The organism is Kushneria marisflavi, assembly GCF_002157205.1.
Lineage (GTDB): Bacteria > Pseudomonadota > Gammaproteobacteria > Pseudomonadales > Halomonadaceae > Kushneria > Kushneria marisflavi.
In genome coordinates, this window is record NZ_CP021358.1 from 749,516 (window position 1) to 762,589 (window position 13,074).

Annotated in this window: 12 protein-coding genes; 5 read left to right on the top strand and 7 right to left on the bottom strand. The window is 60.7% G+C overall.

Features of this window, described 5'->3' with window-relative positions; all coding sequences use genetic code 11:
- Nucleotides 1-32 precede the first annotated feature (32 nt).
- A complete protein-coding gene (locus tag B9H00_RS03500; RefSeq protein ID WP_086899495.1) occupies nt 33-509 on the bottom strand; it encodes a nucleoside deaminase in 477 nt (158 codons plus the stop codon).
- Between the two features lie 299 nt (nt 510-808).
- On the opposite strand from B9H00_RS03500, the gene B9H00_RS03505 reads away from it, so the two are divergent.
- The 4 genes from B9H00_RS03505 to cyoD are packed head-to-tail and all read left to right on the top strand — an operon-like array spanning nt 809 to nt 4,942.
- Nucleotides 809-1,834, top strand: a complete 1,026-nt coding sequence (locus tag B9H00_RS03505) for a cytochrome ubiquinol oxidase subunit II (RefSeq protein WP_157663172.1) — start codon at nt 809-811, stop codon at nt 1,832-1,834.
- Nucleotides 1,831-3,936, top strand: a complete 2,106-nt coding sequence (locus B9H00_RS03510) for a cbb3-type cytochrome c oxidase subunit I (RefSeq protein ID WP_086899497.1) — start codon at nt 1,831-1,833, stop codon at nt 3,934-3,936. Before B9H00_RS03505 ends, B9H00_RS03510 begins: the two co-directional genes overlap by 4 nt.
- Complete coding sequence (locus B9H00_RS03515; protein ID WP_086899498.1) at nt 3,933-4,598, top strand: cytochrome c oxidase subunit 3; 666 nt, start codon at nt 3,933-3,935, stop codon at nt 4,596-4,598. The genes B9H00_RS03510 and B9H00_RS03515 overlap by 4 nt, the downstream gene beginning before the upstream one ends.
- Nucleotides 4,595-4,942, top strand: a complete 348-nt coding sequence (cyoD, locus tag B9H00_RS03520; RefSeq protein WP_086899499.1) for a cytochrome o ubiquinol oxidase subunit IV — start codon at nt 4,595-4,597, stop codon at nt 4,940-4,942. Before B9H00_RS03515 ends, cyoD begins: the two co-directional genes overlap by 4 nt.
- Before the next feature lie 106 nt (nt 4,943-5,048).
- Here the strand turns inward: cyoD and B9H00_RS03525 are convergent, their stop codons facing one another.
- The 6 genes from B9H00_RS03525 to B9H00_RS03550 all read right to left on the bottom strand — a co-directional run bounded on the left by B9H00_RS03525 (nt 5,049) and on the right by B9H00_RS03550 (nt 11,956).
- Nucleotides 5,049-5,888, bottom strand: coding sequence for a putative RNA methyltransferase (locus B9H00_RS03525; RefSeq protein ID WP_086899500.1), 840 nt, complete (start codon nt 5,886-5,888; stop codon nt 5,049-5,051).
- Complete coding sequence (solA, locus tag B9H00_RS03530) at nt 5,885-7,063, bottom strand: N-methyl-L-tryptophan oxidase (RefSeq protein ID WP_086899501.1); 1,179 nt, start codon at nt 7,061-7,063, stop codon at nt 5,885-5,887. The genes B9H00_RS03525 and solA overlap by 4 nt, the downstream gene beginning before the upstream one ends.
- Complete coding sequence (locus B9H00_RS03535; protein WP_086899502.1) at nt 7,060-8,337, bottom strand: dicarboxylate/amino acid:cation symporter; 1,278 nt, start codon at nt 8,335-8,337, stop codon at nt 7,060-7,062. The genes solA and B9H00_RS03535 overlap by 4 nt, the downstream gene beginning before the upstream one ends.
- Nucleotides 8,338-8,431: 94 nt before the next feature.
- Nucleotides 8,432-9,193 carry an alpha/beta hydrolase family protein gene (locus B9H00_RS03540; RefSeq protein ID WP_086901681.1) on the bottom strand — a complete coding sequence of 254 codons (762 nt, stop codon included), beginning with the start codon at nt 9,191-9,193 and terminating at the stop codon, nt 8,432-8,434.
- Between the two features lie 77 nt (nt 9,194-9,270).
- Nucleotides 9,271-10,665 carry a protoporphyrinogen oxidase gene (gene hemG, locus B9H00_RS03545; protein ID WP_086899503.1) on the bottom strand — a complete coding sequence of 465 codons (1,395 nt, stop codon included), beginning with the start codon at nt 10,663-10,665 and terminating at the stop codon, nt 9,271-9,273.
- 109 nt (nt 10,666-10,774) lie between these two features.
- Nucleotides 10,775-11,956, bottom strand: a complete 1,182-nt coding sequence (locus B9H00_RS03550) for an MFS transporter (protein WP_086899504.1) — start codon at nt 11,954-11,956, stop codon at nt 10,775-10,777.
- A 221-nt stretch (nt 11,957-12,177) separates the two neighbouring features.
- Between B9H00_RS03550 and B9H00_RS03555 the strand changes: the two genes are divergently transcribed.
- A complete protein-coding gene (locus B9H00_RS03555; RefSeq protein WP_236944348.1) occupies nt 12,178-13,053 on the top strand; it encodes a LysR family transcriptional regulator in 876 nt (291 codons plus the stop codon).
- Nucleotides 13,054-13,074 lie beyond the last annotated feature (21 nt).

Consider the following 13,074-nt stretch of genomic DNA (forward strand, 5'->3'; position numbering starts at 1 on the left):
CTGCCCGCCGATCAGGGGCCTTTTTAATGCGGTCAGGCACCAGCGTGGCGTAACTGATGAAGTTCTCGCACGGCATCTACCAGTACCGTAACCGGCCCTTCTACCACCACATCAGGTGCCACCTCGGGAATGGAGAGCATGCTTACAGGCGATGCCTTCGCGCCAAACTCTACCAGCCACTCACCCAGCTGCCGGGATGAACTGATAAACACAATCCGCCCAAGTCTGGCCCAGGCATGGGCAGCTGCACACATCGGACAGTGTTCTCCGGAGGTATAGACCGTCGCCTGCGCACGCGCCTCGATGCTCAGGTGGACAGCCGCCCACTGCGCCAGCGCAAGCTCCGGATGCTGTGTTGCATCACCGCTGACCACACGGTTTCGCGCCTCACAAAGCACCTGACCGTCACCGCTGACCAGCACGCTGCCAAAGGGATCATCCCCCGACTCAAGCGCCTCGCGGGCCAGCGCAATGCATCGCTCCAGATGCTCGAGTTCTTGATGCTGCATTCTCGACTCCAATCGTTGAGATCAGGATATTTCTGCACGGTTATTGCGTTCGGGTGGCCATCAATGTGCCTGAACGATACCAGCTAGACAGAAACAGACCACGCCCTGTTGCCGGCCTCTATTGCCCCTGCCCTTTCATGATCCATTCCGCCATGGCACCTGTCCGGCCCAGGCGAAATGCCCATATGGACATTTCGTGAACTTCAGTAATGATTAAGTAGCCATTGTTGTCTATGTTTACCCTGCCCGCGCCACCCGTGTGCCGGCGTATTCCAGAAACACTGCAAAGAGACACCCGTGTGACAGGACAAAAAAGGCACCTTTCGGGCTGGGGCAGCCTGGTGATCGCCACCCTGCTGTCAGGCTGCAGCGAAAACATGCCCGGCTTCATGAATCCACAGGGCCCGATCGCTGAAGCACAGCGCCACCATTTCTGGGTCGTTATCGCGTTGCTCATGATCGTGATCATTCCGGTCATTATCCAGACGCCTCTGATCCTGTGGCGCTATCGCTACCGGGGTAACGCCGTTTATCGCCCGAAATGGGGGATGTCGCTCTGGCTGGACATCATCGTATGGGCGGTGCCCATAGTGCTCGTGGCCATCCTGGGCGTCTATATCTGGCGCCAGACCCATGCACTTGACCCCTATCGTCCACTCCCGGGAGACCAGCCACCGCTTGAAGTGCAGGTCGTGGGCTATGACTGGAAGTGGCTTTTCATCTATCCCGAGCAGGGCATTGCCACGATGGGACAGCTGGTCATTCCCACCAATCGACCCATCTCTCTTGAGCTGACCTCGGCCACGGTACTGCAGTCGTTTTTCATACCGACGCTGGGCAGTCAGATTGATGTGATGAATCGCATGATGACCCGACTGCATCTCAAGGCGGACCACCCGGGCCGATTTGAAGGCAAGAACATGCAATACAACGGCGAAGGGTTTCATCGCCAGCGCTTTATCACCCGCGCCGTTGATGGCACCGCCTTTGACGACTTTGTCGAGCGCACCCGCCAGCAGGGACAGCCACTGGATCAGAGCGTCTACGAAATCATCATGCACAAGGGTGACAATCGTGATGTCGCGCGTGCTCTTGGGCTCAACATGCAGGATACCGATGCCGTCATTCGCTTCTCCCCGGTGCCGGACGGTCTTTTCCATACCATCATGGCAGGCTCACCGATCGACTGGTCAGCGCTTGATGTGTCCCCTCCGCAGCTTGGCGTTACACGTACCTCCGTGATTCAAACGCCTGCCGACCAGACGCCGTCGTCCTCGGTGGATGCGCCATCGTCTTCTCATGAACGCAAGGAGGCGCAGCCATGAGTGATGTAACAGGTTCGATATTCGGCCGTCTCGGCTGGGATGCCCTGCCCTTCTGGAGCATGCTGCACGACCACTCGGCCATGACCATCATCAATGGCATCATCGCTACCGGTGCCGCCAGTATGGTGGTCATTGGCGCCCTGGCCGCCATCGTGCTGGTGACCTGGCTTGGCAAATGGAAATACCTGTGGTCGGAATGGTTCACCAGCCCCGATCATAAAAAGATCGGCATCATGTTCATCGTGATTGCGCTGGTAATGCTGGCACGCGCCATCATCGAAGCCGTGTTCATGCGCGCCCAGCAGGCGGTAGGGCTCGACGGTGGATTTCTGACCGCCGAGCACTTTGGCCAGCTTTTCACGACCCATGGCACCATCATGGTCTTTTTCATGGCCATGCCGTTTCTGACCGGCATCATCAACTACGTGATGCCCTTGCAGATCGGTGCGCGGGATCTCTCCTTCCCCGTGCTTAATCAGGTCAGCCTGGGCCTGACGGCCGCCGGCGCCGCGCTGGTGATGATCTCACTGGTACTGGCACCGTTTTCCACCGGCGGCTGGACCGGCTATCCACCCTTTACCGAGCTCTCCTATAACCCCGGCGCCGGCGTTGATTACTGGATCTGGGCAGTGACGCTCTCCACGCTGTCCTCGACGATGACCGGCATCAATTTCGCCGTCACCATCTTCAAGAAACGCGCCCCGGGCATGAAGCTCTTTCGCATGCCGCTGTTTACCTGGACGGCGCTGTGCACCGCGATTCTGATGATTTTCGGCATGCCGCCGCTGACCGTGGCCACCGGCCTGCTGGCGCTGGACCGTTATCTTGATTTCCACATGTTCACCACCGATCTGGGTGGCAACATGATGAACTACGTCAATCTGTTCTGGGCGTTTGGTCACCCCGAGGTCTACATCCTGATCCTGCCGCCCTTCGGTATCTTCTCCGAGGTATTTGCGACCTTCTCCGGCAAGCGCATCTACGGTTACAAGGTTCTGGTGGTGGCCACCATGTGCATTGCGGTGCTGTCGTTTACCGTCTGGCTGCATCACTTTTTCACCATGGGACAGAGCGCGCACATCAACGCCGCCTTTGGCATTGCCACCATGCTGATCGGTATTCCCACAGGCGTTAAGGTCTACGACTGGATGCTGACCATGTATCGCGGGCGCATTCGGCTCTCGGTGCCCATGGTCTATGCCATCGGCTTTATCATGCTGTTCGTGCTGGGCGGCATGACCGGTGTCATTCTGGCCACACCCAGCGTGGACTATCAGGTGCACAATTCGCTGTTTCTGGTCGCCCACTTCCACAACATGCTGATCCCCGGTCTATTGTTCGGCATGCTCAGCGCCACCAATTTCTGGTTCCCCAAGGCCTTCGGATTCCGACTGGAAGAGCGCTGGGGGTATCGAGCCGCCTTTTGCTGGATCATCGGCTTCATGCTCGCCTTCTTCCCGCTCTACGTACTGGGACTGATGGGCATGCCGCGCCGCTCGGTTGCGTTTTTCGAACCCCAGTATCTGCCCTGGGCCATTGTAGCCGGCATCGGCGCGCTGGTGATCCTGTGCGCCCTGCTGTGTCTTGTGATCCAGCTGTGGGTGAGCATTCGCGACCGCCATGCCAACAATGTCTTTGCCGGCGATCCCTGGGATGGCCGCTCGCTTGAATGGTCGGTCTCCTCACCGCCGCCGGAATACAACTTCCCGGTACTGCCGGAAATCTACAGCATCGATGCCTTCATGACCGAGAAGGACCGCGGTCAGGGCTGGCAGGCACCGGATCGATACATCGACATCGAGATGCCGGCCAATAGCGCCATGGGCGTCATCATGGCGATCACCGGCCTTGCCATGGCCTTTGGTCTGGTCTGGCACATGTGGTGGCTGGTCATCGGCGCGGGACTGGCAACGCTTGTGTCCATCATCGCGCGCGGCTTCGTACGCCACACCAGACGCACCATTCCAGCCTCACAGGTGCAGCGTACTCATGAGCACTGGCTGGAACAGGTCAGGCGCACCACGCCCATCAAGCGCTCACAGGAGCAGTCTACCGCCAACCACGGTTTACCCGTGGCCCCGATCGAGGGTGCCGTACAATGAGCTCCCGGAACGTTATTAATCTCGAACGAACCGACCGTCATATCGAGTCCCGCACGCGCCATCCGGGCCTTAACCTGGGGGCGGCTCATGCTGAGGAGGAGGACACACGCGAAGAGATGGTGTTCGGCTTCTGGGTGTTCATGATGAGCGACCTGATTATCTTCGGTCTGCTTTTTGCCACCTACGTCACCATGCTGGGAGGCACAGCCGGCGGCCCGGGGCCAAAGGAGCTTTTCGAGATGAAAAGCGTCTTTATTGAGACCATGCTTCTGCTGACCAGCAGCTTCACCTTCGGCATGGCCTCGTTGGCACTCAAATACCGTGAAGACAAGTCCCGACTGGTGTTTTGGCTGGTCGTTACCCTGCTGCTGGGGGTGGGCTTTCTGTTTTTTGAGCTCAAGGACTTCCACACCATGTTCGACAAGGGTGGCGTGCCCAGTCGCAGCGGCTATCTGTCGGCGTTTTTCTCGCTGGTGCCGCTGCATGGTCTACACGTTACCGGGGCCTGTATATGGCTTCTGGCACTGCTGGGTCAGATGGCGGTACACGGTCTGGATGCGCCGGTGAAAACCGGCATTCTGCGTCTGGCGATCCTCTGGCATTTCTTGGACATCGTCTGGATCGGCATCTTTTCACTGGTCTATCTGGGAGGGCTGTCATGAGTACACGCCAGCTCAAAGAGCATGAGGCCCGCGAGTGCAGGACCGAGCAGCGCAGCTATGTATGGGGGTTTGCGCTGGCACTGGTGTTGACGCTGATTCCCTTTGCTCTGGTGGCCTTTACCGGGGTCGAGCGCATGACGCTCTGGATCACGATCGGCGTCTGCGCGTTGATCCAGGTGGTCGTGCATCTGCGTTTTTTCATGCACATTACGTTTGCCAAAAACAAGCGCGAGGATCTGCTGCTGATTCTCTTTACCGTGCTGATTCTGGTAATTCTGTGCGGCGGGACGCTATGGATTCTATTTGATCTCTACCAGCGCATGATGCCCGGCATGATGCTCTGAAGCAGGGTCATCAGCCGCCGGCTTGAGTGCCTTCAAAAAACGCGCGCCCGGTCATCACCGGGCGCGCTTTTTTTTGAAGGGCAGGTTGCCAGGGAAGGTGAGCGTTCTACAGGCGCAGGCTGCCTGTAAGCCGCGCCTCGACCGTGACATCCAGATGGGCAAGCGCCTCGGCCTTCGCCCGCCCCTCGGCAGTCGCGCGATAGAGATGCGGCGTCATCACCAGCAAATCAAGAATCTGCTCACGACTGCTTAACGTGCGGGCATAGCGCACCGTCTCGACCATATCGGATTTAAAACCGGGCTCGGGTGCCTGACGCGGCTCGCGCGGGGCCTTGAGCGTTGGATAGATGATCTCGCGCAGTTCAATCAGATGGTCAGGGCCGGCCTCGACCTCCAGCAGCAATCCGCCGGGTTTGAGCACGCGGGCAAACTCGGCAGGCGTCGGGAATCCGAACATGCACAGCACCACATCCAGGCTTTGATCCGGCACCGGCAGCGCGGCATTGCTGCCCACCACCCACTGCATGCGCCGGTCACGCCCGGCTGCGGCCTGCACCGCCCATTTGGAGATATCCAGACCCAGTACGGAGAGTCTGCGAACCGAAGCGGCCTGGGCCAGGGCGCGCAGGTAGTACCCTTCGCCGCAGCCGGCATCCAGTACGGCAAGCGCCTCGTGGGCCGCGCCATGGGCGAGGACCCGGCGACTGACGGCCTCGGCAATGCCCTGATAGTGATCGGCTTCCAGAAAGCGCCGACGCGCGGCGATCATGGCCTTGCTGTCGCCCGGATCGCGGGAGCGCTTTTTCTGCACCGGCAGCAGATTGACGTGGCCCTGGCGTGACACATCAAACGTATGACCCTGCGGGCAGCACCAGCCTGACTCAGTACGCGACAGCGGCGCCCCGTCCAGCGGACAGGTCAGTGACGTCAACGGTGCAATGGTCATGACGCACTGTCCTGTGATGATGAAAACCGCGCCAGACCGAACAGTGCCAGTTCCGGCAGACGACGCTGCTGATCCAGCCAGAGTCCAAGTGCCTCGCCCAGGGCGCTGGCAAACTTGAAGCCGTGACCGGAGAAGCCGCCGGCCACAATCAGTCCGGGCAGGGGCTCATCGATCAGAAAATGTTCATCGGGCGTGCGAATGTACTGGCACACCGCACCATGACGCAGCGTCTGGATGCCGGGAAAGTAGCGATCCACTACCTGCTGGAATTCGCTGACATCATCCTCATGCTCGCCGAAGGCCACCATTGCCTCATCGGGCTCAAGCAGCTGGCCGCTGTCGTGGCGGCCCATCTTGAAACCGGCACCCTCGATATCAGGGAAGCCGTAATAGACGGCCCCCGAGGGCGTCGTCAGACTAAAGCCCGGAAACTGCTCCGCCTCAAAACGCGCATCACACCTATACCAGGCAAAGGTCTTGCGTACCCGGTTCAAGGGTAGCTCGACGTCCAGCTCCGCCATCAACGGCGCGATGTGCTGACCGCTGGAAAGCAGCACTCGTTCGGCGCCAAATCGACGGCCATCGGCACAGACCGCCACCCAGCCGCCCTGCTCGCCCGCCTCAAGCCGAATGACCTGTGCGCCGGTGGCCAGCGACATCCTCGGGCTGCGTGCCACGCGCTCACGCCAGCAAGCGATGATGCGTTCCACAAACAGCACGCCAGCCTCAGGCTCGAAACAGCCGTGCATGGACTGATCCAGTGCCCAGCCGGGCCAGCGCCGTGACACCTGATCTCCGGAGAGACTATCGAGCGCCAGACCATGCTGTCGGGCACTGGCCTCAACCTGCTGGATAAAGGGCGTTCCGGGCGGACCCACATTGATCACGCCGGTCGGCAGAAAAAGCGTCTCGCCGCTTTCTTCTTCCAGCTGTTTCCAAAGCTCGAGCGCGCGGCGAGCCAGCGGCACATAGCTGCTGCCCTCGCCGTAGGCCTGGCGCAGCAGACGCGTTTCGCCGTGATGCGCGCCGTGCTCATGGGGCGGACTAAAGGCATCGAGCAGCTGCACGCTGGCATCACTGTGTCGGGCCAGCCAATCGGCGGTTGCCATCCCCATGCTGCCAGCGCCGATGATCAGATAGTCGGTGCCCGGATAGTCAGTACTCAGGGCCGTCATAGCCGCGGCTCCTTTCTGGTGGATTCAACAGGGGCACTTGCCGGCTGGCCGGAACGACTACGGCCCTTGCGCTCGCTGCGGGCAATCAGTGCTGTACCGGCCAGGTCACCGGTGACGTTGAGGGCGGTACAGCCCATGCCTACCAGCGCGTCGATCGAGGTCAAAAGCGCCACGGTCTCGATTGGCAGACCAACCTGAGAGAAGACGGTGGCGATCATGACGATGCCCGCGCCCGGCACCCCGGCCGTACCAATGGAGATCAGCGTCCCGATCAACACGATCTGCGCCATGGTGGCGATATCCAGCGGCGTGCCCATCACATTGGCGGCAAACACCGCCGAAATGGCGATCCGAATCGCCGCGCCGTCCATGTTGATGGTCGCGCCCAGCGGCAGGCTGAAACCATACAGCGACTGCGGCAGCCCCATGCGACTGGCGGCGTTAAGGCTCAGCGGCAGAACGCCGGAGCTGCTCTGGGTGGCAAAGGCCGTCGCCATGGGCGTGCGTGCCTCGCGAAAGAAATCCCAAAGCTTCACGCCAAAAAGCTTCATCAACACGCAGTAGACCAGCAGATGCACACCCAGCGCGATGTAGAGCACCATCACCATGTCGCCCAGCGACAGGATGGTTTCAAGCCCCTGCTGGCTGACCGTGTTGGCCACGATCGCGAACACGCCGATCGGCACCACGTGCAACACGCCGGCCATCACCTTCATGGTCACGGCGTTAAGCGCCTCCAGCAGGCGGTAGAGCTGATCACCCATCTCGCGCTGGGCATCACTGGATCGCATGAACAAGAGCGCCAGACCAAACACCACGGCGGTGAAAATGATGCCCATCAGATTGGGCTCGGCAAAGGCCGAGACGATGTTGCTGGGCACGATGTTCAACAGCACCTGCACCAGCCCCGGATTTTCCGGCACGCTGACGGTGGCACTGGTGTCCAGCGTCAGGCCCTGACCCGGGTTGAACAGTGTGGCGACTGCAAGCCCCACCACGATGGCCAGCGCTGTGGTCACCACGTAATAGAGCAGCACCTTGCGCCCGATGCGACCCATGCTGCCCACGTCGGCCTGGTTGATGCCGACCATCAGCGTAAACAGCACGATGGGCACGATCAGAAACTGCAAAAGGCGCAGCAGCAGATCGCCAAGTGGCGAAAGCCAGGTGACGTACTCACCGCCGAACAGGCCGGCGACCACGCCCAGCACCAGCGCCAGCGTCACGCGCAGGATCAGGGAGGCCTTGAGATAGGCGCGAAACAGGGTTTTCATCAGACATCCTTGAAGACGGGAAACAACCTCGATCACAGCACCGAACGGGCGCCGGGCGCGGCTGGACTGGCAGCCGCTTTGCTCTGGGCGGGGATTATGCCATTAACGTGCGGGCAAAAAAGGTCATCAAACGGGCATACCAGTCATTTTCGGCCTCATCACCGGGGATATGCCCCTCTCCCTGCATGTAGACCACCTCGGGCGTGCGCCCATGCCGCTTGAGACGCGCCTCCAGCCGGCGAGTCATGGCGACCGACCACATGATATCTGCCGTGCCATGGCTTAAAAAAAGCGGCCCGTCGTAGCGTTCGATCTCGATCGGCGTGGTGGGCAAAAGGCCCTCACTGCTGCCCTGCCATGACCAGGCGCGCTGCGCGCCATCCCAGGCCTGCCAGCCCGGATCGCCGCTGTCGCGAAAAGTGCGGGCATCGAACCCACCGCAAACCACATCCGGGGGTGCATGCGCTGCCAGGCTATCGGGGAGGCCCTCAATACTGTCTCTGGCCATTAATGATGCCACCAGCAGTGCATGCTCGGCGCCTCTCGAGGCCCCATAAAGCCCTACCCCTTGACCCGTGAAGGCAAAGCCGCGCAGCGCCTGCAGGGCCGCCACCGTTCGCTCAAGCGGCACTTCAATGATCTGGCCGGCGTTCCAGGCATTGCCCCCGACAGAGAACCCTAGCGGAAAGGCCAGAAAACCATGGGCGGCCAGCATCACCGCATGGCGATGACTCCAGCCTGCCCACGCCCCTTCCGAACCATGCAGCACCATTACCGCAGGAAAAGGCCCGTCGCCGGACGGTCCGTAGGTGGTGCCCCAGCCCGGCAGCGGTCGGCGGATTATGACAGGCTGCATGATCAAACCCTCCACATTGGTAAATCATCGCCGGGACAACACGACTATCGTTTGGCAGAATCTGGCAAAAAAGCGGACTAGAGACGTCCTGCTAGCCGCTCACCAAGCAGCCGGCCGTTTTCCAGACAGTCCCCCACCGCGATACCGTCGCGCCAGTTACCGACCAGCGAGAGCCCGCTGTGATGTTCAAGCGCACGGTCCAGTCTTGCAATGCGCTTCAGATGTCCCAGCTCGTACTGCGGAATGGCGCGCGGCCAGCGGTTGACCTGCTGCCACACCGGGTCACCGCGAATGCCTAGCAGATCGCGCAGATCGTAAAGCACCTGCCGGATCTGCTCGGCGTCGCTGCCTTCAGCGGCTTCAGGCTGACGCCGACCGCCGATGAAGGCGTTGATCAGACAGTGTCCGGCGGGCGCGCGGCCTTCAAAGATGGTCGAGGAGAAAAGCGCGCCCAGCGTGCGGCGTTTTTCAACGCTAGGGATCAGTACGCCAAAGCCATCGAGGGCATGCGTAACGTCCTCACGCCGAAAGCCCAGCGCGACGGCGTTGACCGGCGGATAGGCGATCTCCTCAAGCGGCGCCGTCAGCGCTTCATCCAGCGAGCCCAGAAGCCCTGCCGCCACGGGCGCCGATACCGCCAGCACCAGCTCGCGGGCACGCCGAATGTGGCCCTTGGCGTCGGTCACTTCCCAGCCGTTGTCCAGTTTTTTGAGGGTGCTTATTTCGCACTGGCAGGCGATCTCGCCGCCGCAGGACTCAATCTCTTCAGCCAGACGCTCGGCCAGACGCTCAAGGCCCGAAGGAAAGCTCATCAGCTTGCCTCGCCACTCGGCCGGCATTTCAGGCGTTGCCCGACGCGATTGCCAGAGCCTTGTCAGGCCACCGCGAATCAGCGAGCCATATTCCTGCTCGATCGCGACCAGCCGTGGCATCGCGGCCTGTGCCGAGAGTCTTTGCGGATCACCGGCATAGACGCCCGACACAAAGGGGTCGACCATGCGCTCCAGCACCCGCCTTCCCAAGCGGCGCTCGACAAAGCCGGCCAGACTCTCCTCCTCGGCCTGACTTTTTTTGACGAAGGGTTCGCGCACGATCTGCGACCAGCCCTCTCGCCCGATCAGTGGATTATTCAGCGCCCGCAGCAGATGGGTCGGTAGCGCGACCGGCGTACCATCCATGGCCACAAACCGCTTTTGGGCGGTCGGGTTGGCTGACTGAACCTCGTCCAGCAGATTCATTTCCTCAAGCAGGCGATAGAGCGGTGGCTTCATGATCAACGTGTTGGGACCGATTTCGGTCTGCCAGTCACCGTCGCGCCGGCTGCTGATGTTGCCGCCCACACGTGACGCCTGCTCCAGCAGCACAACCCGTTTACCGCCTCTGGCCAGCACTCGCGCGCAGGCCAGGCCTGTTGCACCGCCGCCCACCACGATCACATCAAGCATGTCGCCATTCGGACTGCCTTCTACCATCACCTCTGCTCCTGTCCCTGGCACCTGTCTGCACAAGATATTCCCATGTCACAACAGCATACGCAGCCCGGGCCGGCGAGGCGACACTCGCCTCACGACGCCTTCGCGCTCACGAGCATGCCTGCATGCGCTGTCTATCGCAGACATGGCCTGTCACGATACGCAGCAGTATGAAAGCCACGCCCACCGCCGCAAAGCTCCAGCCACTGACCAGCGTGCCCGGCATGCCCCAGGTGGCAATGAACCAGCCACTGACAGAGGAGGCGCACACTGTCCCAAAGTTGGCCGAGGAGACAAAAAGGCTGGTGGCAAACTCCGGTGCCTCCGTTGCCGCCGAGCCCAGCCATATCTGACAGACGACAAGCCCGCTGGTATGAGCAGCCCCCCATAACAAACAGATGGGCAGCATTGTCGCCATGTCGGAGGACCCCAGCATCAGCAGCAACAGATACGCCATTGCCAGAGTCAGCGGATATCCGAGCACCGTCATTGCCTGCCATCGCCCCAGCAGGCGACCCGCGAGCAGATTGCCGGCCACGCCACCGATACCGAAGACGAACAGCAAAAGGCTAATGGTCTGACTCGAGAAGCCGGTGATACGCCCGAGGTATTCGGCGGCGTAGCTATAAACGGAAAACATCGCGCCGAAGATGGCCACCGTCGCGCCAATCGAATACCAGATGGCCGGCTTGCGCAGCACGCTCGACACACTGCCCTGCTGTGCAGACCCCTCGCTGGACTGGGCCGGCAGCATGAGCCAGAGGCCGATGGCCGCGATCAGATTGACCAGCGCGCAGAAATAAAATGACGCTTCATAAGAAATGGTCGCTTCAATCCATGTGGTCAGGGGCACACCAATGACCAGTCCCATACTGGTGCCCACCAGCGCTCTGGCCGTGGCCTGCGTCGCCTGTTCGGGTGGATAAAGCGCTACCGCTGCGGCAAATGCGGCCGAAAAAAATACTGGATGCAGCAGGGCCGACGGCACCCTCAGTGCCATCAACATGTTGAAGCTGGAGGCCCAGGCAGAAAGCAGACTGCACAGGCTAAACCCCAAAAGCGCAGCCACCAGCACCTTGCGGCGATCAAAGCGGCTCAGCCACAGCACCATAAGGGGCCCGACCACCGCCACGATCAAGGCGAAAAACCCTACCAGCCAGCCGGCATGTGCGACCGACACCCCGTAGCGCTCGGTAATGGTCGGCAAAACACCCACCACACCAAACTCAACGGCATAGAGGCCAAATAGACCCAGGGCGATAAAAAAGAGGGAACGTCCCGATTGAGTCACGCCCTGCGCTCCTTTGGTCGCGATGACCCATGGAGGCGACAGCTATCCGATTGATTCAAAAACATCCTGCGTATCATGACATTAACCTCCGACTATCGAGAGCCGGAGACCCTACAGATGCCTGCCGGGACAGACAATGTGGTCATGAGGCCGAACACATGAGACATTTTTGTCCGCAATCCCTCCGACTTCGGACAGCATCGATGCACGGCCTTCATAGCATGAACATTTTTCTTCACGTTGCAGAGTCACTGAGCTTTACCCAGGCGGCCCGTCAACTGGGAGTTTCCGCCTCTGCGGTAGGCAAGAGTATTTCAAGGCTGGAAGCTCAACTGGGGGTGCAACTGCTGTATCGCAGTACGCGCAGCATGACGCTCACCGAGGAAGGCCGGTACTTCCTGACCCGCAGCCGACACATTCTTGATGATGTGGCCTCGCTTCAGCACGAGCTGACGGCCCATCAGCACAGGCCCGAAGGCCACCTGCGCCTGAGCCTTCCCAATGCGCGTGCCCTCATGCTCCCCATTCTCAGCGACTTCACTCGTCTTTATCCGGAGATCACCCTTGATCTGGACTTCAACGACCGTGTGGTCGACCTCATTGATGAGAAATTTGATGCCGTGGTCCGTGCGGCCTGCCCGGCCGATTCACGCCTGGCCTCGCGACGTCTGGGGGCCTTCCATCTCTCGCTGGCAGGAGCCCCCGACTACTTTCACCGTCATGGCTATCCGGCAAATATCGAATCACTGCCCCGACATCGCTGCCTGCACTATCGCTATGCCAGCACCGGGCGACTGGAGCCCTGGCCTCTGGGAGAGGCCCTTCCCATGAGTCAACTGCCTGTGACCATGGTCTGCAACAGTCTGGATGCCAACCTTCAGTTTGCGCTCGACGGCCACGGCATTGCCTGCCTGCCCGATTTCGCCATTCACGATGCGCTTGCGGCAGGAAAGCTCGAGCGCGTCCTGCCGGACCAGACAGGACGCAGTGGCACCTTTCATATGCTCTGGCCGTCAAACCGCTATCTCACCTCCAGACTTCGGGTGCTGATCGACCACTTCAGTGCCCGACTTTCGGCGCCATCATTATCGCAGTGACGTCATCAACCGAGCCGGACA

What these genes read in the sequence shown, in the direction of transcription:
- B9H00_RS03500 (WP_086899495.1), bottom strand. Translation starts at nt 509, where the DNA reads ATGCAGCATCAAGAACTCGAGCATCTGGAGCGATGCATTGCGCTGGCC.
- B9H00_RS03510 (WP_086899497.1), top strand. Translation starts at nt 1,831, where the DNA reads ATGAGTGATGTAACAGGTTCGATATTCGGCCGTCTCGGCTGGGATGCC.
- B9H00_RS03515 (WP_086899498.1), top strand. Translation starts at nt 3,933, where the DNA reads ATGAGCTCCCGGAACGTTATTAATCTCGAACGAACCGACCGTCATATC.
- cyoD (WP_086899499.1), top strand. Translation starts at nt 4,595, where the DNA reads ATGAGTACACGCCAGCTCAAAGAGCATGAGGCCCGCGAGTGCAGGACC.
- B9H00_RS03525 (WP_086899500.1), bottom strand. Translation starts at nt 5,888, where the DNA reads ATGACCATTGCACCGTTGACGTCACTGACCTGTCCGCTGGACGGGGCG.
- solA (WP_086899501.1), bottom strand. Translation starts at nt 7,063, where the DNA reads ATGACGGCCCTGAGTACTGACTATCCGGGCACCGACTATCTGATCATC.
- B9H00_RS03535 (WP_086899502.1), bottom strand. Translation starts at nt 8,337, where the DNA reads ATGAAAACCCTGTTTCGCGCCTATCTCAAGGCCTCCCTGATCCTGCGC.
- B9H00_RS03540 (WP_086901681.1), bottom strand. Translation starts at nt 9,193, where the DNA reads ATGCAGCCTGTCATAATCCGCCGACCGCTGCCGGGCTGGGGCACCACC.
- hemG (WP_086899503.1), bottom strand. Translation starts at nt 10,665, where the DNA reads ATGGTAGAAGGCAGTCCGAATGGCGACATGCTTGATGTGATCGTGGTG.
- B9H00_RS03555 (WP_236944348.1), top strand. Translation starts at nt 12,178, where the DNA reads ATGAACATTTTTCTTCACGTTGCAGAGTCACTGAGCTTTACCCAGGCG.